The 21,538-nt window shown below is 58.7% G+C and carries 8 protein-coding genes; 2 read left to right on the top strand and 6 right to left on the bottom strand.

Annotated features, from left to right (window positions below; all coding sequences use genetic code 11):
- Positions 1 to 112: 112 nt before the first annotated feature.
- Positions 113 to 715, bottom strand: a complete 603-nt coding sequence (locus NY08_RS00285) for a hypothetical protein (protein ID WP_144407287.1) — start codon at positions 713 to 715, stop codon at positions 113 to 115.
- A gap of 181 nt (positions 716 to 896) precedes the next feature.
- Here NY08_RS00285 and NY08_RS00280 point away from each other — a divergent pair, with 181 nt between their 5' ends.
- Positions 897 to 1,160 carry a hypothetical protein gene (locus tag NY08_RS00280; protein WP_045194223.1) on the top strand — a complete coding sequence of 88 codons (264 nt, stop codon included), beginning with the start codon at positions 897 to 899 and terminating at the stop codon, positions 1,158 to 1,160.
- 624 nt (positions 1,161 to 1,784) lie between these two features.
- Here NY08_RS00280 and NY08_RS25385 read toward each other — a convergent pair.
- Complete coding sequence (locus tag NY08_RS25385) at positions 1,785 to 3,668, bottom strand: AAA family ATPase (protein WP_144407286.1); 1,884 nt, start codon at positions 3,666 to 3,668, stop codon at positions 1,785 to 1,787.
- 74 nt (positions 3,669 to 3,742) lie between these two features.
- Here NY08_RS25385 and NY08_RS00265 point away from each other — a divergent pair.
- Positions 3,743 to 4,896, top strand: a protein-coding gene (locus NY08_RS00265) for an IS3 family transposase (protein ID WP_144407431.1) whose coding sequence is annotated in 2 segments (ribosomal slippage) — positions 3,743 to 4,025 and positions 4,025 to 4,896 — 1,155 coding nt in all. Because the reading frame shifts where the segments join, the coding sequence is not laid out codon by codon here.
- A gap of 185 nt (positions 4,897 to 5,081) precedes the next feature.
- On the opposite strand, the gene NY08_RS00260 is transcribed toward NY08_RS00265, so the two are convergent.
- Genes NY08_RS00260 through NY08_RS00245 form a run of 4 tightly spaced genes read right to left on the bottom strand, consistent with a single transcriptional unit; the run spans position 5,082 to position 21,418 of the window.
- Positions 5,082 to 7,322, bottom strand: coding sequence for a 3'-5' exonuclease (locus NY08_RS00260; RefSeq protein WP_235387038.1), 2,241 nt, complete (start codon positions 7,320 to 7,322; stop codon positions 5,082 to 5,084).
- 16 nt (positions 7,323 to 7,338) lie between these two features.
- Positions 7,339 to 13,722, bottom strand: a complete 6,384-nt coding sequence (locus tag NY08_RS00255; RefSeq protein WP_045194213.1) for a DEAD/DEAH box helicase — start codon at positions 13,720 to 13,722, stop codon at positions 7,339 to 7,341.
- Complete coding sequence (locus NY08_RS00250; protein ID WP_045194211.1) at positions 13,722 to 18,476, bottom strand: Eco57I restriction-modification methylase domain-containing protein; 4,755 nt, start codon at positions 18,474 to 18,476, stop codon at positions 13,722 to 13,724. The genes NY08_RS00255 and NY08_RS00250 overlap by 1 nt, the downstream gene beginning before the upstream one ends.
- The gene (locus NY08_RS00245) at positions 18,473 to 21,418 is read right to left on the bottom strand and encodes a helicase-related protein (protein ID WP_235387037.1); all 2,946 of its coding nucleotides are present in this window, start codon (positions 21,416 to 21,418) and stop codon (positions 18,473 to 18,475) included. The genes NY08_RS00250 and NY08_RS00245 overlap by 4 nt, the downstream gene beginning before the upstream one ends.
- Positions 21,419 to 21,538 lie beyond the last annotated feature (120 nt).

The following is a 21,538-nucleotide window of genomic DNA, read 5'->3' as shown; positions in this document are numbered from 1 at the left end:
CCACGTCCTCTCCCGATTCTAAAATTCTACGTTATGACTTCACTACTCCGTCTTTTTTCGTGCATGACCCGAAACCCACTATCGCCCATATCCGAAACGTCTCTGGATAGAGCTAGAGCAGAGGCGTACACGAGAACTTGGCAAACGTTGCGCCCATTGCGTGTATCGATCGATAGTACGAATCGGCCTGCTCGAACGCCAAGATCGCGCGCTCGATATCAGACTTTCCTTTATATACCCGACATAGGAGCGCAGAGTAGAACGCCATGTCGAATGCCGCTAAATTAGCGGGAGTCACATCAGCCTTGGCCGCGATCAGAATTTCGACCCCCAACTCAGCAAGCGTCTTTCGCCAAGTCGCGCTGTCAAATTTACAAGCGGTCGAGACTACAATTTTTGGAAATCTCTTCCCCTGAGATGCGAGCCCATATAGAGTACTCGCATCTACGTGATTCTTGCCCACCTGCAGACTCGTTTGATCTGCGTGGGCGATCAGATGGAGTAGATCATAGTGGTCGCCGACCGCAGTGAGCAGGTGGTCAGGTTTGTAAGCCCTGACCATACTAGTGCGCGCCCTAGGCGTCGCCCGTCCAAAACTGACCTCATTGCGAAACAGAGGCAAACAATTGTTTAAGAACGTCGCCTCTTGCTCACTCATCAGATCGGTCATTCCGCCACAGCTAAGTATCTGTATATCGAGCGTTTGGTTGGCCACAATTTCATCCTTCCAGATAAGAAGGGTTGCACGCCACCGCAAGCTACATCATCTGGTGGCGAGGACGACGGCGCTCATCGAAACTCCCCACTGACCCCGGTCATCTGCCGACAAGCGCCGATCTTATATCACGGCACCTGCTCCTCGGTCCCCGCCCGAACTCCATTGTGCTGCGAGGGGCATGGCTCAGGTTCATAGGACAGATGCCACCGACATCGTCATCACCATCGCTTGTCATCACACCGCGGCCGACGCGATCGGTGCGATGGCCCGCGACCACGGCCACATCTACGCTCTCGAACAAGCAGCGATGACAGGGGCAAACATGAGCTTCCTCGCACCGCCGCTAAGAACGCGTTTCACCCGGTCTCTGCGCGGCGCAATCATAGATCGAAAGGACGTAGATGATCGCGCCGACGCAGTCGATACCGCATCGCTGCATTAGAATCCGGTGTAAGTGGCGAGCGTGGATCCCATCGGGCTGATCTCCGGAGCCTCTCTTCGGCAGCGAGCACATCCGGTCCGGAGGAACATTCACCGATTGCGACAAGAAAGCCATAGACCGGATGTCCAGACTGAAAACGTCGAAATGGCCAACCCCATCAGCGCCTTCTCGTTCGTCTCGTAGTTTTCGACCCCCATCACGCTGCCAAAGCGATGTCATCGGGCGTCGACCAAGTAGCCGCCCAGGGACTGCCGATGACCGCGGGGTCGGATCAGCCGCTTCTAGTCTCAGTTGGGGCCACGCAAGCTGGGCGGTTTACCGGGCGCTTGCGGTTCGCAGTTCGCGACGCCAGCGCCGCTCAAGGACTGGACCGCGACGAAAGGGTGCCGCGTGGACGCAAAGACTCGCAGGCTTCTCCAGTTCAGAGTGAGATTCTGACTGACGCTAAAGAGCCCGGTCACCGTTGAGTGCGCTCCGAATGGGACAGCGTTAATGAAACCCTCTGCAGCCATACCGGCACCTGACATAAATTAGGCCTGGAGAAAGTACAGTGTGGGATCCGAAGCTTGTAGAGATTTGAAGCAGAGTCAGCGATTAGTTTCATTGAATGACTCGCTAACGCCGCTACATCTTGGATATCGCACGCTCAACTGCGCGGTTCGCCGAACAGATCAAGGCACTCCTAGAATCGAGCTTAGAAATCTCGTGTTTCTGATATCCAAAGATTTCTGCGGCTGTCACCGGTTCGGAGTCGATTTTGCCGTGAAATTTCCGGGTTTGACTAATGAAGTATCGCTTACCAACCTCTGCACTGACGAAAGGCCCAACCAAAAATTCTGCCGCCTGCATCTCATAGAGCAGTGCCGACTCAGGCGACAAACCGTGCAGATGAAATAGCTCAGATTTAGCCCACTTAGCGACGATCTTGGCGTTTCGGGATCTGCTAAGATTGTCGGCTTTTCCTCCGGCTCCATCAGGAAACAGCTCTGGCTCCAATCCCAGATTCCGCTTCAGGTGCCCAACCCAATCAATTTCGGCCTGCTCTGGATTTGTAACTGCATTTTGCGTCCAGTCGGCGTCCCACTGACATTTATCCCCGTCGAGCAATATAGTTACGTCCGTCGATGCAACGAGCGCCTGTGCTGGCAGAAGATTCTTAAGAATTCCATCACCGCCACCAGGAAATATTGATGGCCTAATAACAGATAAGTACTCGGGATGGAAAACACGGATTGCGCGCGAGACTATTTCCGCCGCCAGCTCATCTTCGACAACGATTTTTTGTCCCGGACCGTCAGTGAAGTGACCTAAATGGAAAAATGCCTCTCCCGGCAATGTCCTGTCAGATAGCAACCGCACTTCACCCTCACCGGTTCGGGTGCCAAGCAGCTTGACAGCATCGGGCGGAAGCTCGCTGATGATGGTAGGGGAATGGGTAGACATCACAATCTGGTGCCCGTTTGCAAGACACTGCTTTTTTAGAAATCTGATCAGGTTCCTTTGAGCGCCGGGATGTAGCGATACTTCTGGTTCGTCGAGAATTATCAACGATTTTGGTCTTGCTTCAACCACTTCGTCCACAAGCCTGACTATCGCGAATTCACCACTGCCTGCGTGCGCTTCTGAGTAAGTACGCCCCTTTAGGGTCATTCGAGCCGAGAACCCAACCGCGGAGTAGAATTGGTGACGGATTAGATGAATCTCAGTGAAATTTTTGCCAAGAATTTTGCTCACAGCCAGAATTGATTCCGCCGATAGCTCGCGCCGCTCCTTCACCTTGCCTTCGTCGACCTTTTTAGGCTTCTCGCTATTAAAAGCTGTCGCCAAACCGTTGGACCGTACGACCAGAGTAAGCTTCTTCCGGGCGCGGTTCGGTGACCATTGCGTAAACGGAGAGTGGTAGAAAAATTTGTCGAAAGCCGACAATTCAGACCTAAAGTCTAAGTACACGACCGGCTTGTCTATAAGCTTCCATCGCTGTCGCGAATCGTATAATAGATCATCTGCGGGGCCGCCTTCTGGTGGCGGCGGGGTCATCCGGTCCGCTTTGAAGGCAAGTTTAGTAGGCTCCCATACGTCGGGGTCTCGCTGACCCTCCAACGATTTCGGAACAGTCGACCGATAGTCGCGGGTTACGCGAGATTTTCTGCATTCGGGTTGGACTAATTTATTTCCTACGCGGGTCCGATACTTGTAGATAAAGCGATGCCTGTCGGATCCTATAAGACGCCTTCGCTCAATTTTATCCACCGCAGTTGAGAACCAAAAATCGCCAACGCTGCGGCCTTCTGGAGCCGCCTGGATTGCATGGAGAATCGAGGACTTGTTTGTACCGTTTGCGCCAACCAATGCTGTTATCGGAAACGAAAAACTAATCGTCAAGTCCGCAGCGAGTGACTTGTAGTGAGGAAAGCGCATTTCTGTTAGTACCGGTTCGACCGATTTGTGGCCGAACTTCTTAAATAGGACCTCTGAAGGAGTGTCCTCAAGACCAGCATCTTCTGACAACAGATGGGACTGCCCCAGCTTTGGTTGACATCTGATCTGTGAGGATCGCTCCTCACGGTGGAAGGATGTTCACCATGCCGAAAGCATTTCCCGAGGAGTTCCGCCGCGACGTCATCGCCGTCGCACGCAAGGGCGAGGCCCCGTTGCGTCAGATCGCGAAGGACTTCGGAATCTCCGAAGGTTGCCTGCACCGCTGGCTCAAGATTGCCGATCGTGAAGACGGCGTCGTCCGTGACGGCCGGCAGAACCCTGGTGACGAGTCCGCTGAGCTGCGGGAGCTAAAAAAGCGCAACCGGCTGCTCGAGCAGGAAAACGACGTTCTGCGGCGAGCCGCCGCCTATCTGAGTCGAGACATACTCCCAAAATGATCTACCCGCTGGTCCTCGACCTTGCTGGCGACGGAGTACCCGTCACAGTGACCTGCCGGGTTCTCGGTTTCTCAACCCAAGCGTTCTACAAATGGAAGAAACAGCCAGTCACGCAACGAGATTGGGATGATGCGCATCTGATCAACATTGCTCGTGAGATCCACGACGACGACCCCGCATTCGGCTACCGCTTCATCGCAGACGAACTACCCGACCGCGGGATCACCGCCAGCGAGAACCGGGTCGCGCGGTTGTGCTCACAAGAACGCATCTGGTCGGTGTTCTCGAAGAAGCGAGGCCTGAACAGGAAGGCCGGCCCGCCGGTTCACGACGACCTCGTCGACCGTCAGTTCACCGCACGGGCCGCGGACGAGCTGTGGCTGACCGACATCACCGAACACCGCACCGACGAGGGCAAACTGTATCTCTGCGCGATCAAGGACGTCTGGTCGAACAGGATCGTCGGCTACTCGATCGACTCCAGGATGAAGGCCTCGTTAGCGGTGTCAGCATTGGATAATGCTGTGGCGCAAAGAGGCTCGGAGGGGACTATCGTGCATTCGGATCGCGGTAGCCAATTCCGATCCAGGAAGTTCGTACATGCACTGTCGCGCAATGGGTTACGAGGTTCTATGGGGCGGGTCGGGGCGTGCGGTGACAACGCCGCGATGGAGTCGTTCTTCGCACTCGTGCAGAAGAACGTCCTCGACCGCCAGCGGTGGTCGACCCGCGAGCAACTACGGCTGGCGATCGTGACATGGATCGAAAAGACCTATCACCGCAAACGCCGTCAACGGCGCCTCGGCAAGCTCACCCCTATCGAGTTTGAGACAATCAACCGGACCGCACACGCGGCCTGAATCGCTCAACCCCACTAGTCAACTGAAGTCGGGGCAGTCCCGATCCCCTAAGTTCGGCAGCTTGACAGCCAAGATAGCAGAAGGTATCGCGGACGTTCGGCACCGCCACACGAAGGTTCGCATCCTGGAGCCACCCGCAAGCAAGTGCACACGGCTAATCCCTACTGCTCGAACACCGTTACTGCTCAGGGCAACAGTGAACTTGCTTTACCGGTCCACACCACGACCAACTCGTCTCTCGCGCGAGTAGCTGCGACGTAGAGCAAAGACCTCTCACGCTGCAAGGCATCCTCTCGCTCCCCCTCGGGCAAGGAGTCGATGATGTAAGAACGAGGAACCGAGTTCTCGCCGACTCCCACCAGGACTACCTTTGCGAACTCCATGCCCTTGGCGCGGTGCATTGTCATGACCTGGGGAGTTCCCTTCGCAGAGGCGGAACCCCGATCGACGAAGGTAGCCCGCACGTTTCGTTCACCGAGTGCACGCGGAAGCGACTGCCCTTCCTTCTTTGTCGATACGAGGAGTCCGATCGACTCCGGATCTGTACCGGTCTCGATCCAGTCCTCGACGAGCTCGGCAACAACCTGATACTGCTCGGTGAGGTTGGAGACCTCCAGTCGGTTCGGCTTCGGCCCGGTGCGGGCCGACCGGTACCCCTCCGACGACTCGATCTGGTCCCCGAGGTCCGTGAACTCAGATCCCGCAAGGATTCCCAGCGCAAAATGCAGGTTCTGCTCAGTGGTGCGGTAGTTCAGCGTCAGCCGCCGCGAGCGGCCCACGATATTGATTCCGTAACGCCCGAGAACTACCCGCTGCCCGTAGATTCGCTGGTGAGTGTCCTCGGCAAAGAAGAGGTCGTTCTTGCCCTCGGGTACGAGAGCTCTCAGTAGCAGAAACCTACTTGGGCTCAGATCTTGCGCTTCGTCGACGAGTACGTGGTCCGCCAAATCATTCGTGTCGTCGCGCAACACAGTCGAAGCAATCGCGGCGCGCTCCTCGTAATCAGTCGAACCCGACGCGGCGGAGGATGCTCGGTAACCAGCGATGACGTCCCACACAGCATTTCGCTTCGCTCGGTTCAGAGACACCCCTCGTCCTGCTCGCTTCACACGTAGATAGTCGTCGCGAGTGGTCACAAGGTTCGGCAGCACGATGAGGCTGTACTCGGCCTCGAAGAACCAGTCCACTTTGAGATCGCTTGGCAGATCGACGCCGTATGTCGCGATCGCCTGCTTCCACGCATCCTGGGCCTGGCTCTTGAAGACCTCCGCAGTGCGGGGGCCGAGAACCCCTGCGACTGCACCGTTCCCGGAGGCTTTGCCTCCGAGCGCGGCCTCGTACTTGTGGAGCACGCGGGTCGCGATGGAGTCGACTCCCGAGATGAACACGCCGGACTGACCCAAATCGGTTGTTAGAGGAACCGACGCATCCAGTTGACCAAATTGTGTTCGCAGGCTTTCGGCAAGGGTTGAACCGTAGGTGGTGAGCACAATCCGCGCTGCCGGGTTCTTTCGATAGAGCTCACGTGCGCGATGCAGGAGGACGACAGTCTTGCCAGTTCCTGCTCCACCCGTCAGGCGGAATGGCCCGTTGGTGTCACGGCCCGCGTAGGTTCGCTGTTCCGGGTGTAGGAAGATACGCCACGCCGCGAAATCCGGCCGCTCGATCGCTTCGCGAAGCTCGTCGTTGTCCTCGATGAAGGCAAACTCCATCTGTGCGGCGGGATGCCGCAGTGCCTTGAGCAGCTTGTCGTCATCGGTGCCCTCGTCCGAAGTATCGGTGTCGAGTGTGTACTTGTCTTTGATGTCGGTCAGAGACGTACCCGTGAAGATATCCACGAGGGCGGTGCCTTGCCAGGTCGCGGGTGCCGACTCGGCATACTCCAGTAGCGCGTCCGGGTCGTTGATGTCCAATGCACCCGCGGCAAAATCGTGATCCATCCCCAGATCGGCCAGATGCTCTACCGTGAATTCCCTTTCCCGCAACGTTTTTTCTGCGTGGGAGTCAGGAAGCTCCAGCGCTTCCGCCCGTGCAGCCGTCACCGTGGGAGCGACGAAAACGGGCGGAAGCTCTTCTACCGGCAACAGTTCAGCCACACCGTTGCGCGGGTTGATCGTCATTCGGCGAGTTTGAGCAATCTTGATTGCCTCGTCGTGCTGAAACGTTCCGATGAAGACGTAGGACGCCTCCTGTCCACTCCCCTGAAGTTTGAACAACACTGCTCGGTTGGACAGGTCCACGCGGCCAGTTCGCGCGCGAGGATCAGCTGAGTTGTTGATCGGCTCGATGTGCAGACTCTTGTTGTCGTCGTTCGCTGACAACTTCGCAAGGAATGCGTAGGTCGCTTTGTGAAGACTTCCATCGATCTTGTCCAGCCCACGACCGATCACAATCTGGGGCACTGAGTCGCCTTCCTTCTGAACCAACGGTGAACTATGAGCTCTAGCGCAACGCTGCAGCTTGAATCGCTTCTGCTACTGACTCGGCATCAGCCGCACACAGTGTCCACCCTGCCTCCGACAATTCCTGCTGATCTGTCCCGTCGAGCGTGGGATCGACTGCTATGCGCAACGTTGGCCACGAAATCTCCACCGGCAGCCCCGACACTTCTTCCCCAACCTCCGGCACCGGAACACCCAACTTTGCAAGGGCAGTCACCAACGCCTGTACGGGGCCGATCACTCCGTCGTAGACCTCGCGCCATGGTCCACTCAATGCATCACTATCGGCCGCAACAGGTTGAACGGGCGTATCGGCAGGTGCGATGCTCATCGACGCCGAGCTCAGGTGCCGCCGTGTGGTAACAACGGCGGTGAGTGGACGCAGTTCGAGCAGGTTGGACCAACGAAGCCACTCTCTCCACTGATCGCGCGTCTCCACTGACAATGCCGCGTCATTGTCGTCGATGACGATGGCAATTTCGGCCTCGCCGAGTGACTTGCCTTCTGGGACTCGCACCGACACTGCGAAGCCCTGGTCACGCCATACGAGCGTGTCGCCCGCAGGTTTCTCGACGACGTTCCCGTCGATGAGACTCAGTGCAAGTTCTGCCGGTGCCGCACCGCCGGTGCGTGTCGCAGAAGTACCCATCCCCATGATTGCCATGACCGGCAGCCAATGAGCAAGGTTTCGACGAGGGTGGGCTTGCGGGCTCTGCATCCACGCCAGGAGAAGGTCGATGCTCGTCGCAAAGACCAGGTCTATCGAGCCTTTCGCGAGTTGATCGCCCGCCATCTTCAAGAGGTTCGGAATGTGATCCGCGTTCAGAACCGTGGACGTCGACGGGTTCCCCTCCAAGTCCTGGTGAGTGATAGCGACTACCTGATATCCGCCATCGCGGAGATTGCGTCGCTTCTCGGCGTCGTCCGCCAGTCGGTTCGTCGCCGGGCTGGCATGGAATTGCCAACCGTCCGTGAATATTGCAGTTGGCGGGACATCGGGTGTCGCCGATGTCAGAACGAAGTCGGGTTTACTGCCCAGGATGTTCTCTTGAGGCCGCAGACTCCACCTGTTGGACGACCCGAGCGCGACGTCCCAAGCGACTCCCCTATCGGTTGGTTTCTCCACGATGGTCGCGCCCAGAGCTTTCAGCCTTTCGGCGAAGACCACCCGGAACCGACGTTCCAGATTGGACTCGTGGTCGATTGACGGAGGCTCGTCGGCCGTGATCGGCCATGGCATTGTGTCCGGGATCGGTGACTCGTCGTCGCTAGGCAGTTCGCGACCCAGCAACAGAGTTCGTAGATGGCGTACGGCAGCGCTTCGCGACGTGAACTTCACATCGGGGAACGATGCGAAGGGCAGCAAGCATTTTTCGCAGGCCAGCTTCCCGGCGTACTGGCACTCGCACGAAGCTACGACATCATGTGCGAGCCGAAGTACGTCCCAGATCGCTTGTGGATCAGCGAGATCCGACAGATAACCCGTTCCACCAGGAACTATGTCATGCAGTAAGAGACCGGGCCGGTTGTCCCCGTTGAGAGATGGGTCGCTGACAGAAACAATCTGCAGATGATCAGGATCTCCACCGATCCGTTCTCGTAACCCGAGTAGCACCGCGGCAGACAGTGAGGGGATAGCAAAAGAATCTCCCCACGTCACCGAGGGCGGCAGCCGAAGGACAAGGCCTTCCGTGGTCAACGAGCGCGCCAGTGCGACCGAGACAGTCGACTCTTCGAGCGCCTTTCTATACGAGCACCAAGGTCGGTGCTCGCCGGCCGAGTTTCGTCGAGTATCAGTGTCGAGCTTCCCGCATTCGGAGCACACACGGAACATTGCGGATTCGATTTCACCTCCGGCCAGCAACCGCGACGAACCGCCACCCCGGCTCCCACCAGTATTGATCCATCGGATCGTCATCGAACGACGGTGAGTTGCGCCGAAGCCGAGACCGTCGACGAACCAGCGCCGGGTGAACGACTTCGGGTCGATATCGGCTGCGGTGATGATGGTGTACGGGGTACGTAGCCGCTCTTCTCGCCCGTCGTCGATGGATGCCTCTTCGCGACGAATGACAGCCGAGACGCTCGACAGCTCGACAACGGGTAACCGTTGGCCGATGTCGGCTATCGCAACAGTTCCACACCGGGGGCACTGCGACGGCGCGACGCCGCCTTCTCCGAGATCGGCGACGAAACCGCATTCGGGACAGCATGCCCACTCGCGAACGGCGTCTCCATCCGCACCGAGGTCCACTGCATCGATAGCGATGGCGAATCCGCTTGCGTAGAAGGTTGATCCGGGTGCGAAGTCTCGCAGTGCCTGAGCTGAACCTCGGCTCAACTCGAACTCGGTGTGTTCGAACTCCTGGGTCTCAGGGTGAATCCAGTTGACCGATACCGACAGGGTCACAGAGTCGTCCAGCAGCGTGTAATTGGGGAAGAGTCCGAACGATTCGAGTGCGCTGATCCAGTACTCGGACCGGAGTTCTGCGAGTTGGTTACGCACCAGTCGTTGCGCCGCGAGCGCGGTCCGGTACGCCACCTTGTCTTCCTCGGTCGCAACCGTAGTGTTGAAGGCCGTCAGCAACTCTGGGATAGCAGCTTCGACAGCCTTCAGACGATGCTGCAACGTCTCAACCCGGTGCGTCCACTCCACTGACGCTGCATGGCAACGAGATGCCAATTCACTGCTCTCGGAACCACTCTGCGGCGTAGTGAAAGCGCGCAACCGCTCGGCTACATCAGAGGCAAGCGTGGAGAAACCAGCGACGAATTCGTCGACGTACAGTGCCGAATTGACCTCGGCATCGGCGATCAGCGTGCCCAGGTAGGTGGTTGGTCCGGCGGCAGCCAAAGCGTCTGGTGTCGTCCTCGGATGAGGTGCGTTCTTTTGACGAGCAAGACGGTCGGCGACCGATGCCAGGAACTGGCGTCGAAGAATCTCCTCCGCGTCGAGGTAAGTGGCGGGCGGACGTACCGCTCCGTTGATGGTGGCATTGGGATCGGCGAAGCGGGGCAACTGATCTCCGCGTGCGGTGACGTAGGCCAGCGCCAACGCATTTCCGGTGAGTCGGCCGGCGCGGCCCACCCGTTGGAGGTACGACGCTACCGTCCGCGGGAGTGAGGAAAGCATCACGGCGGACAGATCGCCGATATCGATGCCCATCTCGAGCGTGGGGGTGGCGACAAGGACATTCGGCGCGTTCGGAGGCGGATTCGTCTCCTTGAACTGAGACTCGTACTCCAACCTTTTCTCATCCGGCAGCAGGGACGTGTGTTCGCGGGCAACGACTCGGCGGATGTCGTTGACGGCGTACATCTGTTGATAGAAGTTCGCGGCTATTAGCGACTGCTCCAGCTTGCCGGTGCAGTTGACAGTCAGGCACGGGCCGCCCTTGAGCTGGTCGATGGTTTCCTGCCCGCTCACAATGGAATCGCCGCAATGCGAGCACACCAACGCGACGGCATCAGCGCTGATAACTGCACGGGCCACTATCGATGCCGGCGATAGATGGAACGTCCGAGTCGAAGCACCACCCGGTAGTTCGCCGATCACGTCGCGGTGGCGTAACCGCTCGAACAGTAGGCGACTCAGCACTGCGCCTTCGGCAGGTGTGACCTCAAGAGTCTTGGCCGCCCAACTCGCATACCAACCTCGCGCCGACGCGATCGGCTCGAAATCGCTGTCTCGACGGTTCGTGGTCCCCAGCATCGGGAACCCCGGGGCCGATGTCCCACGACCGAAGCCCGGCATTCCTTGACTCCGCTTGCGACCACCGGTGATCCACCACCGGTTGCCGTCGTCCGTTCGGTATTTCTCGAACCACTCGTGGGCGATCGCGCCTCGGTTCCGCATTCGCTCGACAGTCCCTCGAACCCACCTGATCAGCTGCGCATCGCCGATGGTGTCGGTAGTCAGCTGGACGTCCTGCCCATCGAGAACTTCTTTGGCGCACGACAAAAGAACGGCGCGCGAGATGTCCACTTCAGCAACAGCTGTGCCGGTTCTCGTCAACGTTCGACCGACGCCGGAGCGAAGGCCGAATTCCATCTCGATGTCGAGTTGCAGTCGCTGAGTGACGAAGCCAGTCAATGTCGTCGACGATCGTCCCAACCGTGCCGTGCTCCAGAACTTCGAGAAGTCGTCGCGATCCGCCAGTTCAGGCGGGAGTAGCCGGTAACGTTTTGCGCGATCGTTACCGGCCATGGTCACCATTTTGTGAGCGAGCGCGTCGAGGCTCATATCGCCGTCGGCGAGCGCTTGCCGGATCAGCGTGCGCAGCGTGAGCGCCCTCGACCGTGCCTGAACGAATCCGGCGCGGTGCGCGGCGTCTTGCACGCTGTCGGTGAACACAAGTGCTCGCTTCTCCCGCGGGTCCAGCCCCGGCGTCCCGAACAACGTGGACAGCGAGACGGACAGCATCGTCGCTATCGCGGATCCGAGGAATCGAATCCCATCGCGCTGCCGGCAGGACGGGCAGACGTCGCGCACCGAGTCCTCACCGGCGGTATCGCCGACGTTGACCAAAACCGGCAACGCGCCCCCCTCCGCCACCACTGATTCGGCTGGACGCTGCGACGAGAGGCAGCGATCATCGACCGCAAGCCAGTTCAGCTCGGAACCAGAGACCGGCTTGGTGGTCGAAGATGTTGACGGAGACGCTGATTCGGCGACGTCATCTCCCTCAGAAGGGGCGTGAATCAGTGCCCGGAATCTGTCGTCGTCTCCTAGCTTCCGGCGACGGATAGTGGTGTCGTCCACGTCGAGGTCCGAACCGGTGGGAGCAAGCAAGACGCCCCAGCCCGACCTGTTGCAGTGCCGACAATACAACGCCGGCAGGAAGGGTGCCGTCGGTCCCTCGGCATCTGCATCGTCTATGACCAGACCGTCATCACCCCAGGCGAAGTGGGGTGCACCGGACGCTGCGCGGTCGAGCCGGGTGAGCTCTCGTATCCACAGGTGTACATCCACAGACGGAGCAGTGCGACCGGACACGGCACGAACGTGGCTCAAGGTGGTCACTAGCGAGCGAAGCGCGTTGGTAAGTACATGTGGATCGACACGAGCCAGATCAGTTGACGCAGCAACATCGTTTTCGGCGAACAGTTCCGGGTCTGCCAGCTCAGCAATAACAACAGCGGCTTCACATCGTTGGATCAAACGGCTAAAAACTGGATGCGCCTTGACTAGATCCAGACTCGCTTCATCGATCTGATTGTCGGTCAGGCTATAAGGGTGCGTGAACAACGCACGAAATACCGCGCGTGCAACCTCGGCGGGATCTTTATCGTCACCGGGTGAAGCGACCGCGAGCCGCAGAACGCGATCCTCGTCGATTGCGGCCGGGCTGATCTCAAGGTCGGCGAGCCTCGATTCCGCGCCCGCAGCCCACTCGGACAGAATTTCGCGGGATTCGGTGACCACAGCGTCATCGCTGAACTCGTCGCCGAAAACCGTGCGTGCAAATTCGAGCATCGTCGACGGATCATTACCGTCACCGAGTGTCGCCGACGTAGCGACAGGCGTAACTCGCCCCAGCGGGCGGGCGCGATCCTCGGGGGATACTTCCGGATCATCGTCAGACCAATGGCTCTTCAGCGTCATGCCCAGGCGGCGAAGAAGCATCGACACATCGGTGCCCTGAGCACCGTCATAAGTATGAAACTCGTCCAGAACCAGATACTGCAGGCTGGTTGCACTCTGACGCCACAAGTCGGCATCGGCATGCCGTAGGAGTAGTTGGTCGAGCATCTTGTAGTTGGTGAGTAGAACATCCGGCGCTACGCTACGAATCACGTCGCGGTCGGTGATAAGTCCGTCACTGCTCACAATTGTTCTGGTCGAGCCTTTTTCACCGGTATACAGCGCGGCAGTGATGCCACCGAGCTCCTTGTGTTGCGTGATCAATGCGGCGAGGCGTTGCGCCTGGTCGTTGGCAAGAGCATTCATCGGGTACAGGATGATTGCCTTGGTACCTGTGACGCCCTGTCGCTTCGAGCGAAGAACGTGATCGAGAATTGGGTAGAGAAATGCTTCGGTTTTGCCAGATCCGGTGCCCGTGGTGACGAGCGTCGGTAGCGGCCGCAACTTGTCCGGTCCGAGATTTGCGCTGCTGAGTCGCTCGAAGGCCGCGGCCTGGTGGCCATAGGGTGTCAGACCGCCGACCCACGCCAACGACTGCTGCCAGCCGGGTTCAGCTGGTCGAAACGGCATCCGGAGACGCAGATAAGGCCCTCGGAACATTCCGGTTGTTGTATGCGCGAGAAAAGTATCGAGGGCGCGACGGGCGTCAGGGTCAGCGAGAGCAAAGGTAGTACCGAGGTAGTCCAGTAAGCTCGCCGTGATGCGCTCCGCCTGAGCGAGGGGCAGAAGTTCTGAAGCCATCAGTGTGTCTCCAAGCGTGTTCCGCCTTGAATTCCGAGCCGCCGCTCGAATTCTGCGTACGCCTCGCGCATGCCTGCTTCGCGGTCGAGGAATTGGAACGGCAGCTCGTATGTGTAGGTATTGCCGGACGGGTTAGTTGCGGTGCGCTCATCAGATGAAAGCTCATTTCCATTCTTCCTCCAGAGTGCGTGCACCTTGAGTGGCACTGCTCGACCCTTCGCGTCGAACACTTTATAGTACTGGGTCTTCGGCCCTCGGCCCCGGTCGTTTGCAAAAAGCACCGGAAACTGCGTTCGATAAATTGTGCACAACTCATCTGCCGAAATTCCCAATCCTAGACCGACTAGGGCGTCGATTTCGATCAACGCCTGACGGCGGTCGGCGGCATTGCGAAGTGGTATAGACGCTGTCCAAATCCTCGGAACTTCGCCAAGCGGCGCTCTTCCACTATACCGAAAGCCACCAGTCCATTCTTCGCTCAACATGGACTCCTGAAAACAGCCTTCCCACAAGCCTTTGTAGCTTTCCGTCAGGCAGTTTAGCCGCAGCGCACGCACTCGTAGTGCGGTTGCGAACCGCTCATCGCGGACGAATGGGAGTCTATAGAACACACTTTGATAAATTCCCGACTTTGGAGCAACCCTCACGCCGAAGTCGGCAATCAGAGACGACATTGCCGCCGCGACTAAGACTAAGTCCGCGATCCTGTGTTTCGATATTCCGACGCTAAACACGGCATTTATGTGCGCAGCACCCGGAGGTATTAAGGAACTTATGAGAGTTCTTTCACCAGGATTCGCGGCCATTGCCCGCCATGCCAGACGATAACAATCGCGAGCTGACACCGATTCCACAACACCGTCGCTACTGTTCATCTGCCAAGAGGAATAGGCCAAGTCGTATCGCCCCTTTTCACCTTTTGGCTTATAGGAAGTGACCGGAATCGAGTCGACCGGAAGCGCCTCTAAATCGACATCCGACCAGTCTCCTTTAGATCGCATTGTCGAATTTGGCGATTTGTAGAACGGGACCGCCACATGAATGTGAGGACCTTGAAGAATTACGTCATCCCAAGACGCAGGAGCGCCCCACTTCGAGTCAAAGTATCCCTTCTTGCGGTCAATTGACTCGTCCCACCCCCTGGAAAAATGGAGCCCTACTTCGCCAACCCGTTTTGATTCGGCAATCTTACGCAAGACACTCGCGGCCGAACGGTTTACTGTATAGACCATCCGCGTTTCAAGCACAGGCGTATCAGAATCCTCCAGAACATCTTTCCATGAGGACAGAACGGTCGTGTCGACAGTTACAATGCGTCCCGCATGAGGACGCAACTCCCACTTGCCGTCCTCGTCTTTTAATCCCGGTTCAACGCCGGCTCCATCGTGCCGTAGCGAGCGCTCGACAGTGTCGGGCCAGTAAATTGAGGATGCGTTCAGGAAAGAAGGCGATTGATCGTTGCCGTAAACATGGACACCAAATTCTTTGAGATGCCCGGCTTCCTCGAATAGATGCATCGTGTTGACGAATTGCCAATGGCGGCGGAGCTTGCGATACGCAGCCCTACGCAGAGGTCCTGCTTTTTCGTCGGTAAAGTGAGACTCCGGATGCACTAACGCGATAGTCCCCACAATCGACCGGCAGCGCCACGTATGCTCCATAAAGCATCGGTATAGATCCGGCTGCAATCCTACTAGGTGTGGATATAGATGAATATCCCCAACGAATGCTGCTACAGCTCCGACGTCAGACGTCCCAGCCAGGACCAGATCAGCGATTCCTTTGAGGTCAAGCGTTTGCCCGCGGCGGAGCAGGTAAGTAGATTGAGTTGGCTTGCTTGTCAATCCGAACCAAGGATCTCCCTCGGACAAGAGCGCATCGACGTTCGAGCGTGGCCTGACCCATGGCGGATTCCCGACCTGCAAATCGAAACCGCCCCCTGCGAAAACCGGAGCGAACTCAAGCTCCCAATGAAAGAACCCCTGCCGCTGAGCAACTCGCTCCGCGACCTCCAGCCACGGCCACTCGGTTTTCAGTGCATCAATTTTCTTGGCCTGTGCAAAGACCAGCTCGTTGGCCTCGGTGGCTTCGAGTTCATCCCAGGTCGAAATGGCGAACAGGTTCAGCTGCCCGTCCTTCTTCTCGCGCACAGATTTCGCAACCGGCGAGCCCAGCAATCCACTTACGGTGTCGATCCATTGGTCCAGAGTGGGCGGCTCCACGAGATTGCCGCCTACGGATGCGTCGTCATCCACCAGTGGCCAGAACCACAGCGCACACCATGCATCCATCACGCGACGCAGCCGCCGATATGCACCGTTGGGATTGGCTAGTGACTTTTCGATCTCATCGCGTGACACGAGTGTCTCAAGCACCTCCGGATCGCGACCCCACACTGGGATCGGCCGGCGGATTTCGCGCTCGGCAATCTCGAGCCTCTTGGACGCCAGCAACCATAAGGTCTCTACACGACTTGCGAGACCTCTGATTTTACGCAACTGCTCGGTGGTCGGCTTGGGCTTGAGTTCTTTTCGCCACGTCTTGAGATCAGCGAGGGCCTCGGGCGCGAGCTCTCGAGCCTCGTTCGCTTCGACCGTCGAGCCCCAACCACTGGTGGGGAGCAGAAAGTGGTGGATGCCGTTCTTCACACCTGTGATCGGCTGCCCGGGCGCGCTGTCCACAAACCGGACATCGACCGGGGTGGCATCCATCCAGTTACGGGACGTCAATTGCTCACTCGGAATGAGTGCGCGCCGTGCGCCAATGAGCGAATTGCCTCGACGTAGGTGGAGACCAAACCACGGAGCGTCAAGATCTTTCGCCATAGTGTCGAGCCACAGCGAGATCTCGGCAAACTCGACAGCCGTGGCGTTGAGGTCCACTCCATACACTTGGTGCAAAGCAATATATGCCTTCACCCGTTGCAGCTCGACTGGATAATCCTCGGGCTCAACTCGCTCACCCAGCTCACGTTGGCGACGTGTGAGGTACTGATCTGCAAGCTGGCGCACTGCCTCGATCGCGAACGCACCCGAACCCAACGCAGGCTCGCAGACAGTAAGGCCGAGAACCTCGTCTGCGGTAGTCGTCGACCCGTCTTGATCGAGAAGTTCCGCGAGAGCTTGACCGACCGTAAATTTTGTCAGCACTTCGGGCGTGTAGTAAGACGCTGACTGTTGACGCTCACGGCCGGCCAGCCGGTAGACAAACGTGCCCAGTTCGTGTCGCACTTTGACCGGTTCGCCGGTGAGTTCACTTTTCACCGTGACGAAATCGGCTTCCGCGATTCCGTCGGTTCGTCCCTCCGGGACCACCCATGATCCCTTCGACGAGTCACCATTCTTCGCTACCTCGTACAGGGCGTCTTTCGCGAAGAAGCCCGTGTAGCTCATCAGCCCCTCGTATACGGCGCCGAGCTGATTGATACCGAGATCGGCGTAAGAGATGAACCCGCGGTCACGTCCACGAGACTCCCTACTCAACAGCAAATGGCGCAGCACCTTCTGCACAGCTGAATTGCTGAGCTTGACCTCGTCGATCAAAGATGTTGCCGCCGAAAGGAAGAGGTCGGCTTTGAGGTTCCGGAACGTCAAGCCCTCGGCTCGGGCCGAATCACCAAGCGAACCGTCATGGCCGCTGTCAACCCACTGGCACAGCACGTTCAGTGACTCGTAGATGTGTGTGCCGTTTTCGGCTCGCGGCGTCACCAACTCGACGAGGAGTAGCTCGCGAAGACGGTCGAGGCTGTAGCCGCGCTCGTAGGTTTGCTCACCGGTGGGTAGTACGCCGAGTTCGGGACGTGCTTCTGCGTACAGCAAAAAAAGGATGCGATAGAGGTAGCGAAGTGACTGCGCCGCAAGCGTCTGCGCCTGCGAATCCGGCAGCGGATCCAATCCCCTGTGTCGCCTCCGAACGACTACATCGTTGGCTATGACCTCGATCGACAGCCGCACACCCTCGCGAAGGTCCTTCGACACTCCCACTGTGTGTTTGGCAGACTCGTCAATGACAGTGGTCCACCAGATGTTGCCCTCGGCATCCGGGGCCAGCGACTCCGCCGCCACGCATGTCAGTGCGCGATCGGTCTCACCACCACGCTTGTCGTCGTTGCGTTCGCACACCAGTTGAAGATCGACGGCGAGGTAGCGTCCCTCCAGCCACCTGCTTCGCTCGGTGATGAGCGCCTTCGAGCCGGCTAGGACCAGCATGAACTGCGGCCCGTCCTCCATCGTTGAAAAGTGGGACAACAGTTGCGCGACAGAGTGGAGAGGCTCCCCCGCCGCGTCCTCGTCTTCGGTGCGGTAGGTGCTTCGCAGTGTCTTTTCGTCTTTCGACAACAGCTGCTCGACGCTGAGCTCCGCGGCACCTTCCACGATGACCAGTGGTGCGGGGCCCGCGAGACCGCGAGCACGAACGGCGAGTGCAGGACCGTCCTCGGTCTCGGTAGCCCCGACACGAGTGAACTCCCAGCGAAGACCCTCGAAACCGAAGATCGACCGAAGGATGGAGTACAAAGACTCGAGCGCCTGCTGATCTGCCACTTCGGCAAGATCCAGGAACTTCTGCGTCAGATCTCCGCGTTGCGCGGTGAAACGTGAACGCGCAGTTGACCGATCATCGGCTCGCTCGGTCTCCCACTGCTTGCGCCGTTCGATTACCCGGGCATTGAACGACTGGGATGTGGCATCGGTGGTGAAGTAGTGCTCGCTGATGAAGTCTTCACCGACTATCAGCGCGTCGGACGCGGTGCTCACTGATCGCTCTCCCTCGTCGTGCTTGCGGCCTGCAGGTCGAGTTCGACTGGAACCGCCACCAGAAGCGGACGGATCAGACGACGGTCCGGGTTCATAGCCTCTGCTGCCTCACGCTCATGCATGACGCGTTCAGTTCGCTGTCGCAATTCATCGCGTTGGACCAGCGCATCAGCTTCGTCAGTCCATCGCTCAGCGCGCGAGGTCCACGCTCGAATACGGGACTCCGTCTCTTCCCGGATAGCAGATGCCTGCTGCTCTGCTGCAGAATCCGCCGCGCGAACCGCAGCGGCGACTACGGGGAGCAGTGGGGCGACGTCGCCCAAGTCACCTCGATTGATATCTCCGAAGCGAAGGGCAGCAATAGCATCCGCGGATCCGTTGTGCGGCAGCGCGAAATTGAAACTTGAGCTACTCAGATCTGGGAACGCCACTGTGTAGTACGACGCGGCAACTACCTGACCTCGAAAGTTGGTCTGCGTAACCTGCACCAGCACAGTCGTGTCGGCCACCGATCCGCGCACCGCAAAGATCTGCCGGCGCCCAAGATCTGCGAGAGACCGGTCCGCCGCCCAGTCCAGAATGGGGTGCAGTGGAGCGAGAAAGTGGGCTTCGGGCCACGTCGAGGTGGACTCCCCCGCACGTGCGGACCGGAGCTCCTCCTCACCTCGCAGCGGGGTGAGCGCAAGTTTGTACGTGTCGGTGACCGACCGGGCACGAAGGTAGGACTGCGGCAGCACCTGGAGCCGCTGCTTCAGGTCGCGTGGTGGCGTGAGGCTCGCAATCGACTGCGCCGCATGAACTTTCCATGACACTCCGTTCGGTGCCGGCTGCCTCGGTGTTTCGATGAACTCTTCCAAAGCGTCGGAGAGATACGCGAACTCGGACGGGTACGCGTCCGCGGATTTAACGAAGCTTGGAGTCGGCGCGGGCGTGGCTTTCTCGTCTACCGCTACCGATCCCCCGCCAAGGCCGAGTTGTGCAAGCAGGCCGTCGAGTCCCCCACCCGAAACGACTTGATCCACAGATCGCACCACCGACTCCAGGCTTCTTTCGCCTGCAAGCACCTTGCGAATTGCTTCTTCCTCGGCGGCAACGTCGTAGGTGCCCATCAGCGAGGATGATTCGCCCAAAGCCTTGTGCGCCTCGTGTTCTCGCTCCACCAATCGCGTCAACACCCTGAGGTCACCGGCGAAATGGGTGGTCGAGGGAGTGAGGAGAAGCGTCACGATCCGAGGACGATGTCGCTGACCGTAGCGGTCGATGCGTCCATTGCGCTGCTCGATGCGAATGAGGCTCCACGGAATGTCGTAGTGAACCATGTCGTGGCACTGAGAGTGAAGGTTCACACCTTCTGACGCAACGTCGCCGGTCACCAAAATACGGATCGGCGAGGATTCGAGCTTGAACGATTCGACAATGTCCTGCTGCTCGGTATCGCTGAGCCCGCCGTGCAGCACAGTGACGTTCCCCAAGTCACTGCCATCGGTGAGCGTCATCTTCAAGTCAGCCGACAAGGCCTGTGCGAGAGCCTTGAGTGTTGCAACTCGCTCGGCAAACACGACCACGCGAGTATTACCGTTGCGCTTCACTCCGATCTCGGCCAGGTAGTCGAGCAGGGCAATATACTTGGCCGACTTGCGCAGCGGGGTTGCTTGAACCAGCTCACCGAGATGATCGAGGGCGCTCATCTCCCGTGCTGCGTCGAGGTCATCGGGATCCAACCGCTTGCGGCGCTCGGTTATCGACTGGGAGAGCGCATCGGGCGAGGAAAGGAACGCTTTTGCGAGTACCCATGGGAACAACCGTGTTGATCCCGAATACACCGACCGACTTTGCTCGGGCCAGAGCCACACATCTTCTAGCTCACGGGCCAACGCATCCTCACCCGCCGACGCCGGAACCGTGATATTTCGCGGCGGCTGACGTTCCGCCCAGGCGTCGCCGACCTCGCCGGCTACATCGGGATGGTGCCGATGCCGCCGAATCACCAGCTTTTTCACTTGTTCGGTATCGAGCTCGCCCGAAGGGGACACCGCGCTCGGATCGAGCATACGAATGAGCTCGGCAAACGATTCCGCTCGACCGTTGTGCGGTGTCGCCGACGCCAGAATCAACGCATCGGTTCGCGAGGCAAGCAGGCGCGCGAGTCGGTTGTTCTGCGCCGCAACATTGGTGACGTTGTGAGACTCGTCGATGACGACCGCATCCCACTGCTGCTTACGGAGGTGGTTCAGGTAGCGGTCGCTTTTGAGAGTGTCGATCGAGATGATGACCCGCTTGTAATAAGTGAACGGGTTCCGCGTGGCAGGCAGAATCTGCCGAATCCGTTGAATACCCGCCGAATCGAGACGAACGAACGGCAGTGCGAAACGAGTCCACAGCTCCATCTGCATCTGCTCGAGCACGTGCTTGGGAGTCACAACCAAGATGCGTTCACCACGGCCCCGGCGTACCAACTCCGCCAGAATCATCCCGATCTCGAGAGTCTTACCCAACCCGACGGCATCAGCAAGCAAGATGCGGGGTCGAAGGTTGTCGGGATCGAGCGCCTGACGCACTGCTTTGAACTGATATTCGAGAGGCCTTGCCAGCGCCCGGTGAGCAGTGGCCAAACTCGGATCCGCAATCGCTACAGGTGTCTTGCGAAGCATGGATTCCAACCACAGTCGCGATCTACGAAACTTGTCGGAGGTATCGGCGACAACCGTGACATCAGTGGGATCGACAACAATCACCGTATCGAGCGCCGTGGAGAAGGACGCCTCGGTGTCGCGAACCAGATCCGAGAGTCCCAACACGTGGACAACGTGGCCGTCCGACGTCGGTTCTACCGAGGAGACCAACCATTCCTCATCGCGAACCTCGACGATCGACCCTGGTGCGGCGTTGAACGGGCGATCAGCCGTTGCACCTGAACTCTCGGGGGTAACGCTCAATGTCACGCGCAGTGGTCCTCTCGGGTGTTCGGTACCGGCTTGAACACAACCCTAACGGTCAGTTCGTTAGGCCGACGCAGGTTCCTCGAAGGTCACTCCGGTGACTGATTCCCCGAAAGGCCAGGC

The sequence above is a fragment of the Rhodococcus sp. B7740 genome (genome assembly GCF_000954115.1).
Classification (GTDB): domain Bacteria; phylum Actinomycetota; class Actinomycetes; order Mycobacteriales; family Mycobacteriaceae; genus Rhodococcoides.
The sequence above is the reverse complement of the archived record's forward strand: the minus strand, read 5'-3'. Positions and strand labels throughout refer to the sequence as shown.